Below are 20,989 nucleotides of genomic sequence, written 5' to 3'. Positions count from 1 at the left end.
GCATATAAATAAACATATGGCTTGGCATCATCGCCGCGCTATGGCATCGATTGGCTTTGGAATTTAATTCCGCAGTTAAATTTTTGGAGGAGCCAAGCCATGAAAGCATTATTATCGTCAATCGTCGGCGGACCAGAAACATTAAGCATAGGCGAATTGCCCGAACCGGTGGCAATGGCGGGGCATATTGTCATTGCGGTAAAGGCATGTTCCATCAATTTTCCCGATACATTGATTATAGAAGACCGTTATCAATTTAAGCCGCCCCGTCCCTTTGCGCCGGGCGGTGAAGTTGCCGGTGTGGTAGAGGCAGTGGGCGACGGCGTGACCGGATTTGCCGTGGGGGATAAGATTATTGCGCTTACCGGTCATAATGGCCTTGCCGAAAAGGTCGCGGCCATGGCCTTTAACTGTTTCAAAATGCCCGAAGATATGGATTTTGCCACGGGATCGGCATTGTTAATGACATATGGCACATCGGTTCATGCATTAAAAGATCGCGGCCATATGAAGACGGGCGATAAGGTCCTTGTCCTTGGCGGGGCGGGCGGCATTGGAATATCCGCAATTGAACTGGCCAAGGCATATGGCGGATATGTTGTTGCCGGTGTTTCCAGCGAGGAAAAAGCCGCCATTGCGCGAGAGGCAGGCGCGGATGATGTGGTAATTTACCCCTATCAACCATTCGATAAAGACGCATCAAAGGATTTAGCCAATAAATTTAAGGCTGCAGCAGGCGGCGATGGATTTAACATTGTTTATGACACGGTTGGCGGTGATTATAGCGAACCTGCCGTTCGTGCAATTGCGTGGGAGGGTCGTTTATTGGTGGTTGGTTTCCCCGCAGGTATCGCCAAATTGCCCCTTAACCTTACCCTGTTGAAAAGTTGTGATATTTGCGGCGTATTTTGGGGTGCATTTGCCGCGCGTGATCCCAAAACCAATATGGACAATATTAACAGCCTGTTTGATTTGCATAAGGCAGGCAAAATCGCACCGCGCATTTCACAGCGTTATAATTTAGAAAATGCCGCCACCGCCATTGCTGCACTGGGCGACCGCAAGGCTGTTGGAAAATTGGTGGTTGAAATTTAATCATATATAATCTTGTCTATTTAACGCCTTCCCCCTTGTTTCGTGGTGCATTGCGCATTAGGTGAAGGGGTATGGAAATTTAAATAGCAAGGTGAGAATATGACTGCATTTGAAGATCGCGAACGCGCATTTGAGAATAAATTTGCCCGTGATGAGGAAGTGCAATTCCGCATCACGGCGCGGCGCAACAAATTATTGGGCCATTGGGCGGCGGATAAAATGGGCCTTACCGCCGAAGAAAAAGACGCCTATGGCAAATCTGTGGTTCAGGCCGATTTTGAAGAGGCGGGCGATGAAGATGTGCTGCGCAAGGTTTTGGGCGACCTGACCTCTGCGGGGATTGAATGCGATGCCGACACCGTGCGCGCCGCCATGGATGATTTAATGGTAGAGGCCCGCCGTCAATTGATGGATGAGGCGTAAATCATATGCCCATGGCATCAGATGATATTAAAAATATGATTATCGCAGCAATTCCCGATGCGGACGTCACAATTACCGACCTTGCCGGTGATGGCGATCATTATGCCGCCCATGTGGTCAGCGCATCTTTTGCCGGTATGAACCGTATTAAACAACATCAGGCAGTATATGCCGCATTGGGTGGCCGCATGGGCGGTGAATTGCACGCATTACAACTCACCACTGCTGCTGCATAAAATTAAAGGAATTATTTATGACAAATCCGGCACATGAACGTATTGAAAAATTGGTAAATGCCAATGATGTCGTTTTATTTATGAAGGGCACAGCATTGTTCCCACAATGCGGTTTTTCCAGCCGCGCCATCGCCATATTGGATCATCTTGGCCTTGCCTATGAAACGGTGGATGTGTTGCAAGACATGGAAATTCGCCAAGGGATAAAGGAATTTTCCGATTGGCCCACCATTCCCCAGCTTTATATAAAAGGCGAATTTTTGGGCGGCAGCGACATTATGATGGAAATGTTTGAAGCAGGCGAATTGCAAAGCATGGCCGATGAAAAATCATTGAAAAAAGCCGAAGCATAATTTTTTAATATTATTTTAAATTGAAAAAGGCCGGCCATGCATATTTGCAGGGCCAGCCTTTTTTTATGGGCGCAGCGCAATTAAGCCAACTGCGCCGCTATTTTTACATTCCTATTCGCGCCTTTTTATTCAGCAATTGCCGGAACATGCCGCGTTTTCCAAAGCGACCAAAATATCCCCCCAGCAATAAGACCAAATGTCACCGCAAGGCTTGCCAATGGTGGGAATTTACCCCCATCCAATAGGAAATCAGCCACGAAAATCTTTGACCCGATAAATATTAAAACCAAAGCCAGCGCATATTTAAGATAATGGAAACGATGGATCATCGCCGATAAGGCAAAATATAACGCGCGAAGGCCCAATATCGCCATGATGTTCGATGAATAAACAATGAAAGTGTCGGTGGTTATCGCAAAAATTGCAGGCACACTGTCCACCGCGAACACCAAATCAGCAATATTTATTAACACCAAGGCAAGGAATAATGGCGTCGCCGCGCGGACCAATTTTCCTGTTTTCTCATCGGTTATTTTTACCAAAAATTTCTCACCATGTAATTGCTTGGTCACCCGCATTTTTGATGAGATAAAGCGCACAACGGGATTGGCCGAAATATCGACCTCCGATTCCTTTGCGAACAACATTTTCACACCGGTAAACACCAAAAACAGGGCGAATATATATAATAGCCAGTAAAATTCCTGAACCAATGCAGCCCCGGCAGCAATCATGATACCACGCAATATAATCACCGCGATAATGCCCCATAAAAGCGCGCGATATTGATATTTACGTGGGATAGAGAAATAGCTGAAAATCAATGATATGACAAAAATATTGTCAATGGACAGCGCCTTTTCAATGAAAAATCCGGTATAATATTTCAATCCCAAATCCGCACCCTTTGCATACCAAACCCATATGCCAAATAATAAGGCGATGCTGATATAAAATGCAGAAAGCTTCAGGCTTTCCGCTATGCCCATTTCCTTATCCTCTTTATGCAATATACCAAGGTCAAATGCGGTAAGCACAATGACCAACCCCAAAAAGCTGAGCCAAAACCAGATTGGTGTACCCAGCCAATCCATCAATAAAAAATCCATGTATTTAATCCTCTTGAACATTATGTATCAATCGGATGCACAGATTCAGACATGCCATGAGAAATAGACCTGACTGCACCGGATAACATCCGATGCGGCCGACATCACGAGGGGGAAATTCCGCCATCGCCAGAGGGGCCCGGTCCGCGAAGAAGCATATGACAAAAAAATGGGGAAAAAGCAAGCCATAACAGGCCGCCCTTTCCCCAATTTATATGTTTATGTTTCAAAAGGTTTAATCGCGAAGCAATTCGTTAATGCCCGTTTTGCTGCGCGTTTGTGCATCCACAGTTTTCACAATCACCGCGCAATATAAAGACGGCCCTGCACTGCCATCGGGCAATGGCTTTCCAGGTAACGCGCCCGGCACAACAACCGCATAGGGCGGCACTTTACCAATATGCACCTCGCCAGTTGCGCGGTCCACAATTTTGGTCGATGCGCCCAAATATACGCCCATGGAAAGAACCGCACCTTCGCCCACTATCACGCCCTCTGCCACTTCGCTACGCGCGCCAATAAATGCGCCATCCTCAATAATTACAGGGCCGGCTTGCAATGGTTCTAACACGCCGCCAATGCCTGCACCGCCGCTGATATGCACATTTTTACCAATTTGGGCACAGCTGCCCACCGTGGCCCATGTATCGACCATTGTGCCTTCATCAACCCGCGCACCAATATTTACAAAGCTGGGCATTAAAACGACATTTTTGGCGATGTGCGAACCATGCCGCGCGACAGCGCCAGGAACAACACGGAAACCTGCATCGCGAAATTTACCTTCATCCCATCCTGCAAATTTCGAAGGCACTTTGTCAAATCCCGGTGCGCCCGCCGCGCCGCCATCTATAATGACATTATCATTTAATCGGAAAGACAGTAGAACCGCCTTTTTCAACCATTGATGCACCACCCATTCGCCATCAATTTTTTCGGCAACCCTTGCGCTGCCATCATCCAACATACAAAGCGCCGCCATCACATTATCACGCACTTCGCCGATGGTGGTGGTTGATATATTGGCGCGATCTTCCCATGCGGCCTCAATTGATGTGATTAGATTCTGATTCATTTTACTTCCTTTAAGCCGAAATTTTTTACGCATAGGCAATTAAACAAATATTATTTTGCCGTTATTAAAACTTATACATCCAATGCCCATAGTAAAAAGCAATTACAAGATTTTATTATTTGCCAAATCCAACTTAATATCTAACATCAGAATAATAAAATAACCGCGTGAAACAATATTTTGGAGAGAGAATGTCAAACGGTCGGAAAATCGCAATCGGAACTTCCATCATTTTTGCCCTTGCCACATCAGCATGTGGCGGCAGTGGTGGAGGCGGCGGCGGCGGCGTAGTTACCTCCCCCCCTGCGGCTCCCGTTACGCCTCCTGCCTCACCTACACCCCCGCCCCCTCCGCCGCCACCGCCCACCAATTTCGTTACCAGCGAATATAATCGTTCCGATGGGCCATCCTATCATAATGCTCTGCCCGCCTATCAATTGGGCGCAAGTGGCCAAGGGGTGATTGCGGCAATTATTGATTCGGGCATTGATCCTGATAGCCATGAATTTACGGGCCGTATCTCCCCCCTTTCGGGCGATGTTACCAATGGTGGCCGCGGGATTAGCTTTGATAGCGACCATGGCACGCGCGTTGCACGGGTTCTGGCCGCGGCGCGCGATGACCGCGACACAATGGGTATTGCGTTTAATGCAACAATTTTGGCGCTGCGTGCCGACACACCGGGCAGCTGCACCACGCCCGAACCCGGCGAAGATGAGGCGACATGCTCATTCAGCGACACATCAATTGCCGAGGGGATAAACCGCGCCATTACCGCAGGCGCACGGGTTATCAACATTTCACTGGGCGGCGCAGGAACGGCAAATTCCGCCCTCCGAAATGCGGTGCAACGCGCCACGCAGGCGGGCATTGTCATTGTGGTATCCGCGGGTAATGAATATGATGAAGATGAGCCTGATTATGATATAAATAACCCCAGCCCCTTTGCTCAAGCATTGGTAGCACAGGGCAATGGGTTGGTCATTATCTCCACATCGGTCAATGATGAACGCACCATTTCAGATTTCAGCAATCGTGCGGGAACTTCACAAAATGTCACACTTTCCGCCTTGGGCGATCGGATTTGCTGTGTTTATGAAAATGATGCGATAAAACGCACCACCGAAAATGGGCAAAGCTTTGTATTTGTATATAATGGCACATCATTTTCTGCGCCCCAAATTTCCGGTGCAGTTGCTTTATTGGCGCAATATTTCCCCAATCTTACGGGCGCGCAAATTGTCCAATTATTGCTGAACAATGCCGATGATGTGGGGGCAGCGGGCACCGACAATATTTATGGCCGGGGCATATTAAATATTGGCCGCGCATTTGCGCCCACCGGCACCACCAGCATTGCCGACACCAAAATCGCACTGCCCCTTGATCAAGGGGCGGGCAGCACATCCGGCCCAATGGGCGATGCATCAAGCCGCGATCAATCCGCAGAATCGGTAGTGCTAGATGCCTATGGCCGCGCATATAATGTCAATATTGCCCATGGGCTGCGCGCCGATATCAACCAGTTAAAATTAACCCATGCGCTGAATATTTCTTCAAAAAATATTACTGCCTCTGCTGGCCCTATAAATATTGGTTTTGCCATTGCCCGTGATGAAATTGGCGCGGCCGCGCTGAACCCATTAAAATTAAGTCAGGATGATGCAAAAATATCGCGTATCTTGGCCGGTCGGATAAGCGCGAAAATCGCAAAGGATAGCCGCTTCACCCTTGCCATAAGGCAGGAGGCATCAACATTGGCACTGGATCTAAAATCCAATGAGGCCTTGGGCAGCTTTCTTGTCGCGCCCAGCATTTTGCGCGACAGCGGCTTTTTCAAACAACCGCTGACCGCCACATCCATCAGCCATGATTGGCGCGGGATCAGCTTTACCGGATTTGCCGAAAATGGCTATGTCGCACCAACACGCAATGCCGAAATATTGCGCCGGATAAGCGAAATCGCCCCATTTTCCGATGGATATAATATTGCCGGATTGGATATTGCAGGCAGCGTGGCCGGATTTGATTGGCACGCAAGGGCCAGCATTTTGAATGAGGAAAAAAGCCTATTGGGTGCGCGATTGTCTGAATCCTTGGTCAATGGCGGCGCGCAAAGCATGTTTGCCGATGCACAGCTTGGCCGACAATTTGCCGGTGGCTGGTCGGTTTCCGCATCCTCCCGTTTTGGCTGGACACGGCCCAATGCAGGCACCACCACATTGGGTAGCAGCATGTTGAAAAGCAATGCATTTTCATTGGATGTGAATAAATCAGGATTTATCACTGGGGGTGATTTGCTTTCGCTTCGCTTTGCACAACCATTGCGTATTTCAAGCGGCACTTTATCGTTAAATCTGCCGCTTTCTTATGATTATAGCACGCGCTCGGCGGTATTTGGCCTGCGCGACATCAACCTTGCCCCACAGGGGCGTGAGTTAATTTCTGAACTTAGCTGGCAAAGCCTGTTCGGTCCAGTTTATATTGGCAGCAATATTTATTGGCGCCAACAACCTGGCCATTTCAAAAATGCTCCCGATGATTTGGGCGTGGCGGTCCGCATGAACATGGATTTTTAAGCTAAACCATTGATGAAATCATTTGCCCTATCAAAGAAAATTTGGCTGTTGCTTGGCCTGATTTTCTTGGGGCTATGCCTGATTGGTTATATGTATTTTATCGCCATTTCCGATCCCATTATTCGCCGCGCCAATATTATCATTTCCAATGATAGCGGCGTTAAAAATGGCACAAAAATTTTATTGGTTTCCGATATTCATGTGGCCGGTCCAGACATGCCGCCCCATCGGCTTGCCAAGATAGTGAGCCAAATAAATGCCCAAAATGCCGATATGGTCGTTTTTGCGGGCGATTTCGTCAGCGATAAATTAGTTTCAACGCGATATTATGAAACGGCGCAGGCTGTTGCTCCATTGGAAAAATTAACCGCCCCCATGGGTGTTATTGCCGTCATGGGAAATCATGACCATTGGCGCGATGCAAATGAAATGCGGCAAGAATTACGCCGCCAAAATATCCGCATTTTGGATAATGAGGCAGCCCAAATAGGCCCATTTAATATTGGCGGGGTTGATGATTTATTCACGCAACATATGGACCTGTCCAAAACATTGGCCGCGATGAACGAACAAAATGGTTTTCCCATCATCATCAGCCATAGTCCGGATTTAACAGCGCAATTACCCGACAAAAAATTATTGATTTTGGCGGGGCATACCCATTGTGGACAGATAAGCCTGCCCTTTTTTGGGCCGATATTTACCGCATCCAAATATGGCAATCGTTACGCATGCGGTCTGATGAAAGAAGGTAAAAAAACCATCATCGTCGGCGCGGGCCTTGGCACATCTATATTGCCATTGCGTTTGGGGGCGCGGCCCGACATGTGGTTAATCACTCTAAAGACGCAAACGCCTTAAACTATACCATGAAACTTTCACCGCACCCACATGCACCCTTTGCATTGGGGTTGGTAAAGGTAAATCCGGCGGTAAAATCATCCTCCACCCAATCCATGGTTGAACCGATAAGATAAAGAACAGACGCGCCATCAATATATAAAATACCTCCATCGGTGGTGATTTTTTCATCCATTGCCACTTCTTCGCTGACATAATCAACGCTATAGGCAAGGCCGCTGCACCCTCGGCGCGGCGTGGATAATTTCACCCCAATGGCATCATCGGGCGCATTGGCCATTAATTCTGCTATACGTGCCTTTGCTGCATCGGTTAAATTAACCGCCGCCGGAATTTCGCGTTTTTTGGTTATTTCTGTCATCATATTGCTTTCTGCCAAAATAATGCACGACCCATTTTCGGGTCCAACACATAATCACCATAACCAAGCGAGGCATATAAACCCTTGGCGGCTTCATTACCCTCCAACACCTCCAAAGTCACCTTAGATGCGCCAGATTGCTTAGCCATAAGTTCAATTTCATCAAACATCATTTTGCCAAGTCCCTGTCCGCGATAATCGGGATGCACGACCATATCATGAATATTGATGATTTTTTTCGCGGCAAAGGTTGAAAATCCATAAATGCAATTGGCCAGTGCCACCGCCCTATCCCCATCAAAAATCAGAATGGAAAATGCATGGGGCGTTTGCTGCAATCCGGCGATTAAATTCGCCTTTGCCGCTTCGCTTAAATCCTCACCCCCGCCCATTGGATCACGCGCATAAATGGACAACATCTCAACCAATGCTGCGCCATGCGCCGGATCATGATAATCTGCGTGGACAAGGCGAAATGCCATTATAACATACCCAATTCTAAACGTGCTTCATCGCTCATCTTTGCAGGGTCCCATGGCGGATCCCAGACCAAATTCACCTCTGCATGGCCCACACCCGGCACGCTGCCCACTTGCAATTCAACCTCTCCGGGCATAGATTCGGCCACGGGACAATGCGGCGTGGTTAAAGTCATTGACACCACGGCATGGCCATCCTCGGTAACCTCCACATTGTAAATCAGGCCAAGATCATAAATATTGACCGGAATTTCCGGATCATAAATGGATTTTAATGTGTCGATAATCGCTTCATACACATCGCCGCCCACCTGTGTCGGGGCAATATCCTTTGGCTTTTCCGCCAAAAATCCGGCCAGATAATCGCGTTTACGTTCCATTGTTTCACGCGCGGTTTCAACGGATATTGTATCATTATTTTCCAAATTCATCGCGTCCAAATCCACCCGCGCCTTTGGCGGTTTTTCGACACTATCCACGGTTTCAATTTTAATTTCTTCGTTGCTCATTTTTTTCACCCAAAAATCTTTTGCACACGGTGCAAACCGGCGACCAATGCCTCTACATCGCTTTCATCGCTGTAAATTCCAAAACTTGCGCGCGCGGTGGCCGGCACGTCCAAATATTCCATCAATGGCTGCGCACAATGATGCCCCGCGCGTATGGCGACATTGCTTTCATCCAATATAGTGCCAATATCATGCGGATGCACCCCTTCCATCGTAAAGGACAGGATTCCGGCGGAATTTTCCGGACCATATAGGGTGATGGAGTTGAATTTTGCCAATGCCTCCTGCGCGGAAGTGACCAAGGCATTTTCATGCGCAAATATCGCATCAACACCCGCCGCATCCACATAATCAATGGCCGAATGCAGGGCGATAACTTCTGTTATCATCGGCGTTCCAGCCTCAAATCGTTGCGGGGCATCGGCAAAGCTTGTGCCGTCAAAGCTAACCCTATCTATCATTGCGCCGCCGCCCTGATAAGGGGGCATGGATTGCAAAATGTCATGCCGCGCCCACAACACACCTATGCCCGTTGGGCCGTAAAGTTTATGCCCAGAAAATACGTAAAAATCACAGTCCATTTCCACCATGTTTAATCGTAATCGCGGGGCGGCCTGACACCCATCAAGCAATAATTTCGCGCCAACTTTATGCGCCGCCTTTGCCGCGCGTTTCGCATCCAATACCGAACCCAAAACATTGGAAATATGGGCCAATGCCACCAATTTATGTTGGGGCGTAATATTCGCCTCCAACCAATTTAGGTCAATTTGACCATCATCGGTCAATGGGCAAATATCAATATGTGCGCCCATTTTCTGTGCCAACATCTGCCATGGCACAATATTGCTATGATGTTCCAATTGGGACAGGATAATGCGGTCGCCCGCACCAATATTCGCGCCGCCCCAACATTGCGCGACAAGGTTGATGCCCTCCGTCGCGCCGCGCACAAAAACAATTTCATTTTCCGACGCCGCGCCAATAAATTGGGCAGTGCGCCTTCGTGCTGCCTCAAACGCCATTGTCATATTGGCGGATCGCGCATAAACGCCGCGATGCACGGTGGCATAATCACGCCCCATGGCATTTACCATCGCGTCAATCACGCATTGCGGTTTTTGCGCGGTGGCGGCGGTATCCAAATAATGCCAATCATGCCCATTGGCATTTTTTAATCCGGGAAATTGGTCTTTATATTTTATCACAATAAATCATCCAAAATGGCAATGGCGGTGGCGGTTGCATCATCGCGTTTTGCCGCGTCCATTTCGGCAAAGACATCGCCCATAAATGCTTGTAACATTAATTTCTTGGCCAAAATCGGCGGAATACCGCGCGATGCCAGATAAAATAACCCCATTTTGTCCAATTCACCCACGGTTGCACCATGGGCGCATTTCACATCATCGGCAAAAATTTCAAGCTCGGGCTTTGCATTGGCGGTTGCCCCACGGTCCAACAACATCGCCTTTACCGATTGCGCCGCATCGGTTTTTTGCGCGTGACGCGCCACATCAATTTTACCCAAAAAGCTGCCCGTGCTGCGTCCAGCCAATATTTTACGCACCACTTGATTGCTGGTCGCATTTGGCTGTGCATGGATGATATGGGTGACGATTTCTATATTCTGGCTATCTTTGGCCAAAATCGCGCCGCCCATTTCAAAATGTGCGCCATCATCCAATGTCACCATTATCTTGGCCCGCGCATAATCGGCATGGGCCAAAATAATATGCAGGGCAAAAGTGCCGCCCGCGCCAATATGTATATGATAATTGGTTACCGACACGCCATTTTTTGCAAGAGGCAGGATAATCTGGCGCGCATCTTTTCCGCCCGCTGGCACATTTATTTGTTCAATTATTTGTGCGTCATCATCCCAAATGCGGGCCAGCGCATCCAAATCAGAATAACGAAATTCTTCGTCACGGCGTGTGGGAAGGGGTAAGGCAGCGCCCATTATGCGGCCACCTCTTCATAACCATATTCTTCCAATTCCAATGCCAATTCCGCCCCGCCGGAACGCACAATTTTACCGCCCGCAAGTACATGGACAAAATCTGGCTTCACCAAATCAAGCAATCGTTGATAATGGGTGATAAGCAAAACCGCTTTGTCCGGACGGCGCATAATATTATTAATGCCTTCACCCACAATGCGCAGCGCATCAATGTCAAGGCCGCTATCGGTTTCATCCAAAATGGCAATTTTCGGGTCAATAATGCCCATTTGCACCATTTCATTGCGTTTTTTCTCACCACCGGAAAAGCCAACATTGACTGGCCGCTTCAACATTTCCATGTCCATTTTCAACATGGCGGCCTTTTCCTTGGCAAGGCGGATAAATTCCGCGCCGGATAATTCGTCCTCGCCGCGTGCGCGTTTTTGCGCGTTTAAACTTTCACGCAAAAATTGTAAATTGGACACGCCGGGAATTTCCACCGGATATTGAAAGCCAAGGAATAACCCCGCCGCCGCGCGTTCATGCGGGTCAAGTGAGAGTAAATCTTCGCCGTCAAAATCAACCGCGCCGCCGGTTACATCATATCCATCACGCCCGCCAATTGTGTAGGCAAGGGTCGATTTACCTGCGCCATTGGGGCCCATAATTGCGTGAATTTCCCCTGCATTAATGTTCAGGTTCAATCCTTTTAATATGGGCTTGTCACCAACATTGGCGTGCAGATTTTCAATTTTTAACATATTGCTCTTCTTCTGATATGAAATTTCAATAATAATATGGCTATGGATGTGCGTTTATCCCACACTGCCTTCCAAGCTAATCGCCAGTAATTTTTGCGCCTCAACCGCAAATTCCATTGGCAATTGTTTCATCACATCCTTGGCAAAACCATTGACGATTAACGATACCGCTTCTTCGGGGTCTAAACCACGTTGCTGTGCATAAAACATTTGATCATCGCTGATTTTGCTGGTCGTTGCCTCATGCTCAATTGTTGCTGTTGGGTTTCGCACCTCAATATATGGCACAGTATGCGCCCCGCATTGATCGCCCAATAACAAACTGTCACATTGGGTGAAATTACGCACATTATCGGCATTTGGCCCAACACGGACAAGGCCGCGATATGTGCCATTGCTTTTGCCCGCGCTTATCCCCTTGGAAATAATGGTGCTGCGTGATCCCTTGCCATTATGGATCATTTTGGTGCCGGTATCGGCCTGTTGATAATTATTGGTCAGCGCGACCGAGTAAAATTCGCCAATGCTATCTTCGCCATTTAACACACAGCTGGGATATTTCCATGTCACTGCGCTGCCCGTTTCCACTTGGGTCCAGCTGATTTTGGATCGTGCGCCCTGACATAGGCCGCGTTTGGTGACGAAATTATAAATGCCGCCCTTGCCCTCTGCATCGCCGGGATACCAATTTTGCACCGTGCTATATTTAATTTCCGCATCATCATGCGCAACCAATTCCACCACGGCGGCATGCAATTGATTTTCATCGCGCATGGGCGCGGTGCATCCTTCTAAATAGGAAACATAGCTGCCTTCATCCGCGATGATAAGCGTACGTTCAAATTGCCCGGTATTTTCTGCGTTAATCCGAAAATAGGTGGAAAGCTCCATCGGGCATCGCACGCCCTTTGGAATATAAACAAATGTTCCATCGGAAAAGACCGCACAATTTAATGTGGCGAAATAATTATCGCGCATGGGCACAATTTTGCCCAAATATTTTTTCACTAAATCGGGATATTCGCGAATGGCCTCTGAAATGGACAGGAAAATCACCCCTGCGCGTAATAATTCCTCCCGAAATGTGGTGGCAACCGACACGCTGTCAAACACGGCGTCCACCGCCACTTTGCGTGCACCCTCCACACCGGCCAGAACCTTTTGCTCCTCAATCGGTATGCCCAGTTTTTCGTAAACACGCAAAATTTCTGGGTCCACCTCGTCAAGGCTGCCCAATTTTTCCTTTTGCTTTGGCTCTGCAAAATAATAGGCGTCCTGATAATCTATGGGCGGAATATTCAGCTTTGCCCAATTGGGCGTTTCCATTTTTTGCCACATGGCAAATGCCTTTAACCGCCAATCCAGCATCCATTCAGGTTCATTCTTCTTTGCCGAAATATAACGCACCGTATCTTCGGTTAAACCCTTTGGCGCCATTTCCTGCTCAATGTCGGATGAAAATCCCCATTCATAGGTGCTGGCCTTATCCGCCGCATCACGTGCTGCCTGATCCTTAATCGGCGCATTGCTTTGTTCAATTTCACTCATATTGACATGCTTTCATTTTCATTCATTTTGACCATTTTATAAGGAGTAGCAGAGATTGCTTCGCCTCCATTGGCCAATATAGACAGGCTAACCGCGCCCAATGTTTCGCGTAATTTGGCATTAACAATTGGCCAATGCGGTTTCACCTCGCAATTAGTTTCCAATGCACAGGCCGCTCTATGGTCATCGCAACAAATGGTCATGCCAATCGGCCCTTCGACCGCCTCAATTATATCGGCAAGGCTGATGGCCGCAGCGGGCCGCGACAATAATATACCGCCGCCAATGCCGCGCGTTGATTTTATCAGCCCCGCCTTTGCCAAAATGCTGACCAATTTTTGGGTGGTGGGCAGGTTTAATCCCGTTTCGTCCGACAAATCGGTGGCCGACACACGCACACCGCCGCAATGGCGCGCCGCCGCGCACATCAACACCACTGCATAATCTGCCATATTTGATAAACGCATATAAAACCTGGAAAATTGGCGAAATTCTGTCGAATCGTTAAATCAGACTATATTAGTCATATTATATCTGCGCCTTTTAAAGCCAAAAATCAACCCTCATCGTTCAGCTTTTCTTTCTTCTCCAACAGATTTTGTATGGAAAGCTCGCGCACATTTCCAGGTTCCAACCATACTGAAAGCACCGAATTATCCCCTTCCAACCGTGCAGGTGTTGGGCCAACAAAATGCCGAACCTCCTTAATCAAATGGGGCTGATCGTAAAAATGGTCCAACACAGCCTGACATTCATCGGAGGATGAAAGCGGATTATTCAACACCATTGCAGCGCGCACGGCCCGAAATCGCCGCGCCAAATATTTGGGCGGGCTGCCGAAATATTTTGTCGCAAGCCGCTGCACCTGCCGTGGGCTAAGGTTAAATTGCGCGTATAAATCATCTAAATCTGGCGACAGGGAATATTCTAACCATGCGCTAATCTTGGCAATTTGTTCCGCCATCCGGGGTTTTAATGCTTTTTGATTATCCTCAAACCATGTGGAGGCAAGCTGCGCCATTTTTTGCGCGGTCTTATCAATATCATCGTCCATATTTGCATCATTATCAATCGCGCAAATATCATCATAAACCTGCCGGATATTGCCGGGCAATATATCCTCTCCATTGACCAACATATCATGATAAGCCTTGCCGCTTTTTTTCAAAATTGCCTGCCAACCAAGGGGGCTTAACGCCATACCAAATGAATGAAATGGCCCTTGAACTTCATATTTCATGGCCGCCGTGCCTGAACCGATTAAAGAAATGGGGTGGCTATTATATTGTTTGTCATTGATGAAATTTGCAACGCCATATCCCTTTAAAAACATCATAATATGGCCAATGCTGGCGGGTTGATAATCCTTTATAAATTCTTCGGAACTTCGAAACCAATAAAATGTCGTGATATAGGGCAGCAAATTTTCGGGCGGCTCTATATAATAAATCATATGATTGGGCGCAGGGGCGTTGTCATCCCCCCTTTTTTCTGCCACTATATCGCCATCATATCTATTCATATCCAATGCCCCCATTGATTATTAAATTATCGCGGAACTGGCTCATTTTGTTTGGCCTTGGGCACTTGTTTTGCCGGCGGCGCTTTTGATGTTGTTTTTGCGGGCGGCGCAGATGATGACCGCCCCAACGCCCGATCAATAAATCCAGGGTCAACATCCACCGTGCCGCCATCATCGATGATGACCGCGCCATCGGGATCGGCCATTCCTTCTATAGGTGCGCCATTTTCGTCAATCATATCGGGGCCAAGGCCTTCCTCGAAAAATTCAATGCCTTCTTCATCCAATCGTTCGGGATAGGTCACATTTACGGCAAATTTTTCAACTGGCCGCTTGGCCACCGCCTGTTTCATAAATGCAGCAAATGCCTGTGCCGGTGCGCGGCCACCTTCCAACCCGCCAACGGCTTTTGCGTCATCACGGCCCATCCACACACCGGTGGTAAGCCCGCTTGAAAAACCAAGGAACCAGCCATCTTTATTGCTGCTGGTTGTGCCGGTTTTACCCGCCACAGGCCTACCAATTTGCGCAGCGCGGCCCGTGCCAATATTCACCGCAGACAACATTAAATCCACAATGCCCGCCGCCACATGGGGTTCGACCAATTGCACGGATTTGGGCGGTTTATGTTGATATAAAACGCCGCCATCAATGGTGGTAATTTTGCTAATGCCATATGGCGTGACACTTTTCCCCATAGCCGCGATGGATGCAAAGGCGCGGGTCATATCCACCACCCGTGCTTCCGAAGTGCCAAGCACCATGGAAGGCTGGGTATTTATGGGCGTGGTAATGCCATATTGACGGGCCAATCCGGCAATGGTTGATGTGCCGACCTGATTGCCAATTTGTGCCGCCACAGTGTTTTTGGAATAGGCAAAGGCGGTGCGTAAATCAATTTCACCAGCATATCGGCCGCCGCTATTTTTCGGTGCCCATCCGTCAATTTCGACAGGTTCATCCACCACCTTATCCTCTGGCCGAATGTCCGCCTGTAACGCGGCCATATAAACAAAAACCTTCCATGCAGAGCCGGGCTGGCGAACGGCGGTAACCGCGCGGTTATAATTGCTTGTGCGATAATCGGTCCCGCCCACCATTGCGCGAACCGCTCCATCACGGTCAATCGCCACCAATGCGCCCTGCGCCCCGCGCGGGGCATAGGTTTGAATGGCGGCGGTTGCGCTGCGCTGCATCGATAAATCCAATGTCGTCCATACATCAATTGGCTTCATTGTTTCGTCAATCATACCGGGCAGGCCCTCCAACGCCCAATCGGTAAAATAACGCACACTATTTTGCGGCGGCGTGGGGGCAAGTTTCACAGCCTTCAGCTTAACATTGCTGGCCTCTTGCGCGGTTATAACGCCGGCATCTTGCATCACACCAACCACAACCTTTGCACGGCCCAATGCCGCCTCTGCATCCGCCGTGGGAGAATAATTTGACGGTGCCTTGACCAATCCGGCAATAATTGCAGCCTCGGGCAAGGTTATTTGCTGTGCACTATGGTCAAAAAATAAACGAGAGGCAGAATCAATGCCATATGCGCCGCCGCCAAAATAAACTTTATTCAAATATAATTCTAAAATTTCTTCTTTGGAAAATTTTGTTTCCAACGCAAGCGCCAACACCATTTCACGTAATTTACGACCAACTGTATATTTATTATTTAAAAAAACCGTTCGCGCCAATTGCTGCGTGATGGTTGATGCGCCCTGCAATCTTTTATCCGTGCCGCGATTGGCAATGGCCAAATATGCCGCGCGGCCCATGCCAATGGGGTCCAGCCCGATATGATAGTAAAATCGGCGATCCTCCACCGCGACCATCGCCTCGCGCATAATTTCCGGCGTATCTTCATAACTTGTCCACTCGCCAAAGCTGGGCCCCAATGTTTGGATGACACTGCCATCGGCGGCACGCACCCTTATCATCTGTCCATTGGGCGATTCTTTTAAATCTTCAAATCCGGGAAGTTCGGAACGGGCAACCATGACAAAAGCAGCCAAAGTAATAAAACCAAGCAAGCCCAATATAAGGCCCGTTTTAAACAATCGGCCAAACCAAAGCCGAAATTTACTTCCCTTTGACATAAATATGCCCCCAAAATTAACCGTATCGCGCAATTAAACTACGCATCAACTTTGTTTTTACCCCTTTATACCCAATGTCACAAGCCTAACTATTGACCAAAATATCATTGCATTTGACAAGCAGCATTTTTAATATAAATATGATATCATAATTATATGGAGTTTATCATGACTGATTCTAAATTAAATGTGAATGGATTAACCGTATCTGAAGAATATCAAGCACGCACACAAAGCGGATATGGTATGTTGGCCCTATTATTTTTATCTTGTATTCTTATCGTGATAAGCGCGCCGCAAATTGGTGTATATGGTCTCTTGCCGGTTATATTGACCGCGTTGGGCATTGTTATAGCTTTATTCATTTCCTGCGGCTTTTATCTGTTAAACCCCAATCAGGGCGCGGCCATTCAATTATTTGGCGCATATCAGGGCACGGACCGCAATACCGGTCTGCGCTGGCGGATGCCGTGGCTGACCCGCACCAAAATTTCGGTACGTGTGCACAATGTTACCTCTGAAAAGGTAAAGGTAAATGATCTTCGCGGTAATCCAGTGGAAATCGCCACCAATGTGGTATGGCGGGTAACCGACACGTCCAAGGCATTATTTGATGTCGAGGATTATCAAGAATTTGTCGATATTCAAATTGAAAGCGCGGTGCGCGTAATTGGCGCGCGCTACCCCTATGATGATATTGAACATGATGAGGTCACATTGCGCGGCGATGCCGATGAAGTATCGGAACAATTGGAAAAACAATTGCAAGAACGTGTGATGAGCGCGGGCGTTACCATTGACGAATGCCGCCTAACCCATTTGGCCTATGCCCCCGAAATTGCACAGGCCATGCTGCGCCGTCAACAGGCACAGGCGGTGGTGGCCGCCCGCCAAACATTGGTGGAAGGTGCAGTTGGCATGGTAGAAACCGCGCTTGATATGTTAAGCGCAAAGGATGTGGTGGAGCTTGACGATGAACGGCGTGCTGCCATGGTTTCTAATCTGATGGTGGTATTATGTGGCGAGCGTGATACACAGCCCGTGGTTAATGCCGGTTCGCTTTATTGATATAAATAATTCAGGAGGGCTGCATGCCTGCTGATAAGAAAAAATCTTTTCCGCTTCGGATTGAACCTGCACTTTATGATATGTTGGAACGAACCGCAGCGGATGAGTTTCGCAGCGTCAACGCCCAAATAGAGGTGTTGTTAAGAGAGGCATTGGCAAGGCGCGGGATTAAAATATCGCCGCCCAAAAAACGCCAAAGAGGAAGACCACCGTCAAAAAATATCAAGGAGGATTAAGTGCTGCATTTATTTTTGGATAAAAAACCATGGTTTGCACCCAAAAAAATGGGTTATGGCGCGGGATTGCCGATTGCATGGCAGGGTTGGGTGTTTTTACTTTTGCATATCATGCTGATTATCGGTGTGGTGATTGCAATTAAAAACCCCATTGTTCAAGTGATATTGGTTTTTGTGGTGGCTTTGGCGCCGCTACCCATTTATAAAGCGCGCACCGATGGTGGATGGAAATGGCGTAGTTAAATCAATAATTTACATAAAATAATGCCAAAAAAATTATGGCAAATTTGTCACAAGATATCGTTAACAATCAATAAAAAATCAGTTTGCTGTCAATATTGGTTGCAATGGTAACTCATTCTCCTATGTGGGCGGCGCAACATGTCCGAATTCTGCCATTTATCGTGGAATTTAACCGGACAATTGCACATAAAATTAGGAGTAAATATGAAAAGAAAATTTATGATGTCGGCCGCTATTTTGGCCGTGTCGGTCGCAACTCTCTCCCCCGTATATGCACAAGAAACACGTGAAAACGCCATTGATGCGTTAAATGGTGAAATTGTCGTAACGGCGAATAAAAAAGCAAATGTAGAGAATGTTCAGGACGTCGCTTTATCTGTCACTGCGTTTAACGCCGACACGCTTGATACTTTGCAAGTTCGCGACCTAGGGTCATTAAGTTTCAGTGCACCAAATGTTTCCTTGGACCAAATTGGTACGAATAAAGGCACCGCAAATTTCGCCATTCGTGGTCTTGGCATTAACAGCTCCATTCCGTCCATTGACCCCACAGTGGGCGTTTTTGTTGACGGTGTTTATATGGGCGTGAATAATGGCGTTTCATTCGATTTGTTCGATTTGGACAGCATTGAATTATTGCGCGGCCCACAGGGTATTTTATTTGGCCGTAACACCACTGGCGGCGCGGTATTGGTTAATACTGGCAACCCAACCGATACTTTTCAGGGCAAGGCAAAAATTTCCGTCGATGGTCCAGTGGACAGCGGCCGTGGCGGCGGACAAATTGGCATTCAAGGGTCAATTTCCGGCCCCATAATTGCCGATAAATTAAATTTCAAATTGGGCGCATATCATAATTATGATCGTGGATATTTCCGCAATTTATATGATGGCAAAGATTTTGGCAAAACCAATACGGTTATTTTACGTGGTGGTTTAGAATTTAAACCGCATGAACGTGTCACCATGTTGGCCAAGGGTGAATTTTTCAAATCACAAGGCGATGGCCCAGCAGCCCAAAATCATGGTATTTTCGACCGTAACAGCTTTGATTTTTCAGTCGACAATCGCGGCAGTTATGACAGCAAGTCTGTTTTTGCAACTTTGCGCACCGATATTGATGTTGACTTTGGCGACGGTAAAATCACCAATATTTTCGGATATCGTGATTATAAAGGCACCACCAATGCCGATATTGATTCCACACCAGCAACAATTTTTAACTCACCCACCGAAATCCATCAAAAACAATATTCAAATGAACTTCGCTATGCTGGTACATTTGGACAATTGGACCTGACCTTTGGCGGATATATTTTCACCCAAGATATTGGTTATGATGAAATTCGCTTCATCGGCACAAATCGTTTTTACGGCGGTGGTAAGCAAAATCACGATGTATATGGCGTGTTCGGCAATGTGGATTTCCGCGCGACCGATGCGTTGACCGTAACCGCAGGACTTCGTTGGTCACAAGAGGATAAAGCCGTATTGATCAGCTATGTTCGCCCGCGTATTGCGGCGTGCAGCGTGATTGACGGCACATGCCCTTATACAGGCGTAAATCCCGCAATTCCAAGCGAAAATAACGGCTTCTTAAACGACCGTAGCTGGAAAAATTGGACCCCTAAATTGGGCTTGCAATATGTTATCAATGATGATGCGCAAACCTATGCCAGCTGGACCCGCGCATATCGTTCGGGCGGGTATAATTTCCGCATCACCGCGCCCAATGCTTTTGAAGCAATTGTTGCGGCCAATGGCGGTGAATTTGCCTTTGATGAAGAACGGGTGGACAGCTATGAAGCCGGTTTCAAATATCAAACCGCCGATCGCAAGGGCACTTTCAACACTGCATTTTTCTTAACCGACATTAAAAATATGCAGCGTGAGGTAAACCAGTCCAGTTTAACCGCTGGCGTGGCGCAGTCCATTTTCAACACCGCCGATGCCCGCATTTATGGTGTGGAAGTAGAGGGCCGTTATTCATTGACCAATAATCTGTTATTATCGGCAAATATTGGTGTGATTGATTCCGATTATAAACGTATTTTGTTCGATATTTCGGGTGATGGCGTTATTAATGATGCGGATTTATCATTGGCATTGCCGCGCGTTCCGAAATTAACATGGGGTCTTGGCCTGGTTCATGACCTATATTTGGGTAAAAATGGATCATTGGTTACCAATGTGAATTTCCAACATCGTGACCGCAGCGCATATACCGACAATAATTATGGTTGGTTAAATGCAAGCGATCAATTGAGCGCGACATTGACATGGAATACCCCTGCTGAATGGCTTAGCATTTCTATCTATGGCAAAAATTTGCTTGATGAAGTTGGCCATGGCGGCGACACGCAAATTCCATTTGGCGGCGCATTGTCCGATGGCACAAATGTGGCATTTGATGCACGTCCTGCGGCGGGGACATTCTCCCCATTAAATAAAGGCCGTGTTGTCGGTGTTGAGGCGTTGATTAACTTTTAA

At 47.7% G+C, this 20,989-nt stretch carries 22 protein-coding genes; 10 read left to right on the top strand and 12 right to left on the bottom strand.

Going from position 1 to position 20,989, the window contains the following annotated elements; all coding sequences use genetic code 11:
- Positions 1–99 precede the first annotated feature (99 nt).
- From LPB140_RS02130 to grxD, 4 genes are all read left to right on the top strand, one after another.
- Complete coding sequence (locus LPB140_RS02130) at positions 100–1,095, top strand: NADPH:quinone oxidoreductase family protein (protein ID WP_072560144.1); 996 nt, start codon at positions 100–102, stop codon at positions 1,093–1,095.
- 99 nt (positions 1,096–1,194) lie between these two features.
- Positions 1,195–1,518: a DUF1476 domain-containing protein gene (locus tag LPB140_RS02125; RefSeq protein WP_072558472.1), complete on the top strand. Its 324-nt coding sequence runs from the start codon at positions 1,195–1,197 to the stop codon at positions 1,516–1,518.
- A gap of 5 nt (positions 1,519–1,523) precedes the next feature.
- Positions 1,524–1,754, top strand: a complete 231-nt coding sequence (locus LPB140_RS02120; RefSeq protein WP_072558471.1) for a BolA family protein — start codon at positions 1,524–1,526, stop codon at positions 1,752–1,754.
- 17 nt (positions 1,755–1,771) lie between these two features.
- Entirely contained in the window at positions 1,772–2,107 is a 336-nt protein-coding gene (gene grxD / locus LPB140_RS02115) for a Grx4 family monothiol glutaredoxin (RefSeq protein ID WP_072558470.1), read from the top strand.
- A gap of 125 nt (positions 2,108–2,232) precedes the next feature.
- Here the strand turns inward: grxD and LPB140_RS02110 are convergent, their stop codons facing one another.
- Entirely contained in the window at positions 2,233–3,216 is a 984-nt protein-coding gene (locus tag LPB140_RS02110; RefSeq protein ID WP_072558469.1) for a TerC family protein, read from the bottom strand.
- Positions 3,217–3,451: 235 nt separating this feature from the next.
- Entirely contained in the window at positions 3,452–4,291 is an 840-nt protein-coding gene (gene dapD / locus LPB140_RS02105) for a 2,3,4,5-tetrahydropyridine-2,6-dicarboxylate N-succinyltransferase (RefSeq protein WP_072560142.1), read from the bottom strand.
- A 191-nt stretch (positions 4,292–4,482) separates the two neighbouring features.
- Between dapD and LPB140_RS02100 the strand changes: the two genes are divergently transcribed.
- Together LPB140_RS02100 and LPB140_RS02095 are read left to right on the top strand one after the other, a co-directional pair.
- Entirely contained in the window at positions 4,483–6,870 is a 2,388-nt protein-coding gene (locus LPB140_RS02100) for a S8 family peptidase (protein WP_072558468.1), read from the top strand.
- 12 nt (positions 6,871–6,882) lie between these two features.
- Positions 6,883–7,731 carry a metallophosphoesterase gene (locus LPB140_RS02095; RefSeq protein ID WP_072558467.1) on the top strand — a complete coding sequence of 283 codons (849 nt, stop codon included), beginning with the start codon at positions 6,883–6,885 and terminating at the stop codon, positions 7,729–7,731.
- Between the two features lies 1 nt (position 7,732).
- Here the strand turns inward: LPB140_RS02095 and LPB140_RS02090 are convergent, their stop codons facing one another.
- From LPB140_RS02090 to LPB140_RS02045, 10 genes are all read right to left on the bottom strand, one after another.
- Entirely contained in the window at positions 7,733–8,092 is a 360-nt protein-coding gene (locus LPB140_RS02090) for a HesB/IscA family protein (protein ID WP_072560139.1), read from the bottom strand.
- Positions 8,092–8,574 (bottom strand): GNAT family N-acetyltransferase, encoded by a 483-nt coding sequence (locus tag LPB140_RS02085; protein ID WP_072558466.1) that lies wholly within the window; start codon positions 8,572–8,574, stop codon positions 8,092–8,094. Before LPB140_RS02085 ends, LPB140_RS02090 begins: the two co-directional genes overlap by 1 nt.
- Positions 8,574–9,080, bottom strand: coding sequence for an SUF system Fe-S cluster assembly protein (locus LPB140_RS02080; RefSeq protein ID WP_072558465.1), 507 nt, complete (start codon positions 9,078–9,080; stop codon positions 8,574–8,576). The genes LPB140_RS02085 and LPB140_RS02080 overlap by 1 nt, the downstream gene beginning before the upstream one ends.
- A 5-nt stretch (positions 9,081–9,085) precedes the next feature.
- Positions 9,086–10,288, bottom strand: coding sequence for a SufS family cysteine desulfurase (locus LPB140_RS02075; RefSeq protein WP_232223433.1), 1,203 nt, complete (start codon positions 10,286–10,288; stop codon positions 9,086–9,088).
- On the bottom strand, positions 10,285–11,043 hold the full coding sequence (locus LPB140_RS02070; RefSeq protein WP_072558463.1) for a SufD family Fe-S cluster assembly protein: 759 nt from the start codon (positions 11,041–11,043) through the stop codon (positions 10,285–10,287). The genes LPB140_RS02075 and LPB140_RS02070 overlap by 4 nt, the downstream gene beginning before the upstream one ends.
- Positions 11,043–11,786: a Fe-S cluster assembly ATPase SufC gene (gene sufC, locus LPB140_RS02065; RefSeq protein WP_072558462.1), complete on the bottom strand. Its 744-nt coding sequence runs from the start codon at positions 11,784–11,786 to the stop codon at positions 11,043–11,045. The genes LPB140_RS02070 and sufC overlap by 1 nt, the downstream gene beginning before the upstream one ends.
- Positions 11,787–11,840: 54 nt before the next feature.
- A complete protein-coding gene (gene sufB / locus LPB140_RS02060) occupies positions 11,841–13,334 on the bottom strand; it encodes a Fe-S cluster assembly protein SufB (protein WP_072558461.1) in 1,494 nt (497 codons plus the stop codon).
- Positions 13,331–13,801: an SUF system Fe-S cluster assembly regulator gene (locus LPB140_RS02055; RefSeq protein ID WP_072558460.1), complete on the bottom strand. Its 471-nt coding sequence runs from the start codon at positions 13,799–13,801 to the stop codon at positions 13,331–13,333. Before LPB140_RS02055 ends, sufB begins: the two co-directional genes overlap by 4 nt.
- An 89-nt stretch (positions 13,802–13,890) precedes the next feature.
- Positions 13,891–14,856 (bottom strand): helix-turn-helix transcriptional regulator, encoded by a 966-nt coding sequence (locus tag LPB140_RS02050; protein ID WP_072558459.1) that lies wholly within the window; start codon positions 14,854–14,856, stop codon positions 13,891–13,893.
- A gap of 26 nt (positions 14,857–14,882) precedes the next feature.
- The gene (locus LPB140_RS02045) at positions 14,883–16,952 is read right to left on the bottom strand and encodes a transglycosylase domain-containing protein (RefSeq protein ID WP_072558458.1); all 2,070 of its coding nucleotides are present in this window, start codon (positions 16,950–16,952) and stop codon (positions 14,883–14,885) included.
- A gap of 168 nt (positions 16,953–17,120) precedes the next feature.
- Between LPB140_RS02045 and LPB140_RS02040 the strand changes: the two genes are divergently transcribed.
- The 4 genes from LPB140_RS02040 (at position 17,121) to LPB140_RS02025 (ending at position 20,989) form a co-directional block, all read left to right on the top strand.
- Positions 17,121–18,020, top strand: coding sequence for an SPFH domain-containing protein (locus LPB140_RS02040; protein ID WP_072560137.1), 900 nt, complete (start codon positions 17,121–17,123; stop codon positions 18,018–18,020).
- Positions 18,021–18,043: 23 nt separating this feature from the next.
- Complete coding sequence (locus LPB140_RS02035) at positions 18,044–18,256, top strand: type II toxin-antitoxin system antitoxin (RefSeq protein WP_072558457.1); 213 nt, start codon at positions 18,044–18,046, stop codon at positions 18,254–18,256.
- Complete coding sequence (locus LPB140_RS02030) at positions 18,257–18,499, top strand: hypothetical protein (protein WP_083549837.1); 243 nt, start codon at positions 18,257–18,259, stop codon at positions 18,497–18,499.
- 204 nt (positions 18,500–18,703) lie between these two features.
- Positions 18,704–20,989: a TonB-dependent receptor gene (locus tag LPB140_RS02025; RefSeq protein ID WP_072560133.1), complete on the top strand. Its 2,286-nt coding sequence runs from the start codon at positions 18,704–18,706 to the stop codon at positions 20,987–20,989.

Source organism: Sphingorhabdus lutea (genome assembly GCF_001889025.1).
Lineage (GTDB): Bacteria > Pseudomonadota > Alphaproteobacteria > Sphingomonadales > Sphingomonadaceae > Sphingorhabdus_B > Sphingorhabdus_B lutea.
The sequence above is the reverse complement of the archived record's forward strand: the minus strand, read 5'-3'. Positions and strand labels throughout refer to the sequence as shown.

What these genes read in the sequence shown, in the direction of transcription:
- LPB140_RS02055 (WP_072558460.1), bottom strand. Translation starts at nt 13,801, where the DNA reads ATGCGTTTATCAAATATGGCAGATTATGCAGTGGTGTTGATGTGCGCG.
- sufC (WP_072558462.1), bottom strand. Translation starts at nt 11,786, where the DNA reads ATGTTAAAAATTGAAAATCTGCACGCCAATGTTGGTGACAAGCCCATA.
- grxD (WP_072558470.1), top strand. Translation starts at nt 1,772, where the DNA reads ATGACAAATCCGGCACATGAACGTATTGAAAAATTGGTAAATGCCAAT.
- LPB140_RS02090 (WP_072560139.1), bottom strand. Translation starts at nt 8,092, where the DNA reads ATGACAGAAATAACCAAAAAACGCGAAATTCCGGCGGCGGTTAATTTA.
- LPB140_RS02080 (WP_072558465.1), bottom strand. Translation starts at nt 9,080, where the DNA reads ATGAGCAACGAAGAAATTAAAATTGAAACCGTGGATAGTGTCGAAAAA.
- LPB140_RS02085 (WP_072558466.1), bottom strand. Translation starts at nt 8,574, where the DNA reads ATGGCATTTCGCCTTGTCCACGCAGATTATCATGATCCGGCGCATGGC.
- LPB140_RS02040 (WP_072560137.1), top strand. Translation starts at nt 17,121, where the DNA reads ATGACTGATTCTAAATTAAATGTGAATGGATTAACCGTATCTGAAGAA.
- LPB140_RS02120 (WP_072558471.1), top strand. Translation starts at nt 1,524, where the DNA reads ATGCCCATGGCATCAGATGATATTAAAAATATGATTATCGCAGCAATT.
- LPB140_RS02095 (WP_072558467.1), top strand. Translation starts at nt 6,883, where the DNA reads ATGAAATCATTTGCCCTATCAAAGAAAATTTGGCTGTTGCTTGGCCTG.
- LPB140_RS02125 (WP_072558472.1), top strand. Translation starts at nt 1,195, where the DNA reads ATGACTGCATTTGAAGATCGCGAACGCGCATTTGAGAATAAATTTGCC.
- LPB140_RS02035 (WP_072558457.1), top strand. Translation starts at nt 18,044, where the DNA reads ATGCCTGCTGATAAGAAAAAATCTTTTCCGCTTCGGATTGAACCTGCA.
- LPB140_RS02050 (WP_072558459.1), bottom strand. Translation starts at nt 14,856, where the DNA reads ATGAATAGATATGATGGCGATATAGTGGCAGAAAAAAGGGGGGATGAC.
- LPB140_RS02110 (WP_072558469.1), bottom strand. Translation starts at nt 3,216, where the DNA reads ATGGATTTTTTATTGATGGATTGGCTGGGTACACCAATCTGGTTTTGG.
- LPB140_RS02070 (WP_072558463.1), bottom strand. Translation starts at nt 11,043, where the DNA reads ATGGGCGCTGCCTTACCCCTTCCCACACGCCGTGACGAAGAATTTCGT.
- sufB (WP_072558461.1), bottom strand. Translation starts at nt 13,334, where the DNA reads ATGAGTGAAATTGAACAAAGCAATGCGCCGATTAAGGATCAGGCAGCA.
- LPB140_RS02130 (WP_072560144.1), top strand. Translation starts at nt 100, where the DNA reads ATGAAAGCATTATTATCGTCAATCGTCGGCGGACCAGAAACATTAAGC.
- LPB140_RS02100 (WP_072558468.1), top strand. Translation starts at nt 4,483, where the DNA reads ATGTCAAACGGTCGGAAAATCGCAATCGGAACTTCCATCATTTTTGCC.
- LPB140_RS02025 (WP_072560133.1), top strand. Translation starts at nt 18,704, where the DNA reads ATGAAAAGAAAATTTATGATGTCGGCCGCTATTTTGGCCGTGTCGGTC.
- LPB140_RS02045 (WP_072558458.1), bottom strand. Translation starts at nt 16,952, where the DNA reads ATGTCAAAGGGAAGTAAATTTCGGCTTTGGTTTGGCCGATTGTTTAAA.
- dapD (WP_072560142.1), bottom strand. Translation starts at nt 4,291, where the DNA reads ATGAATCAGAATCTAATCACATCAATTGAGGCCGCATGGGAAGATCGC.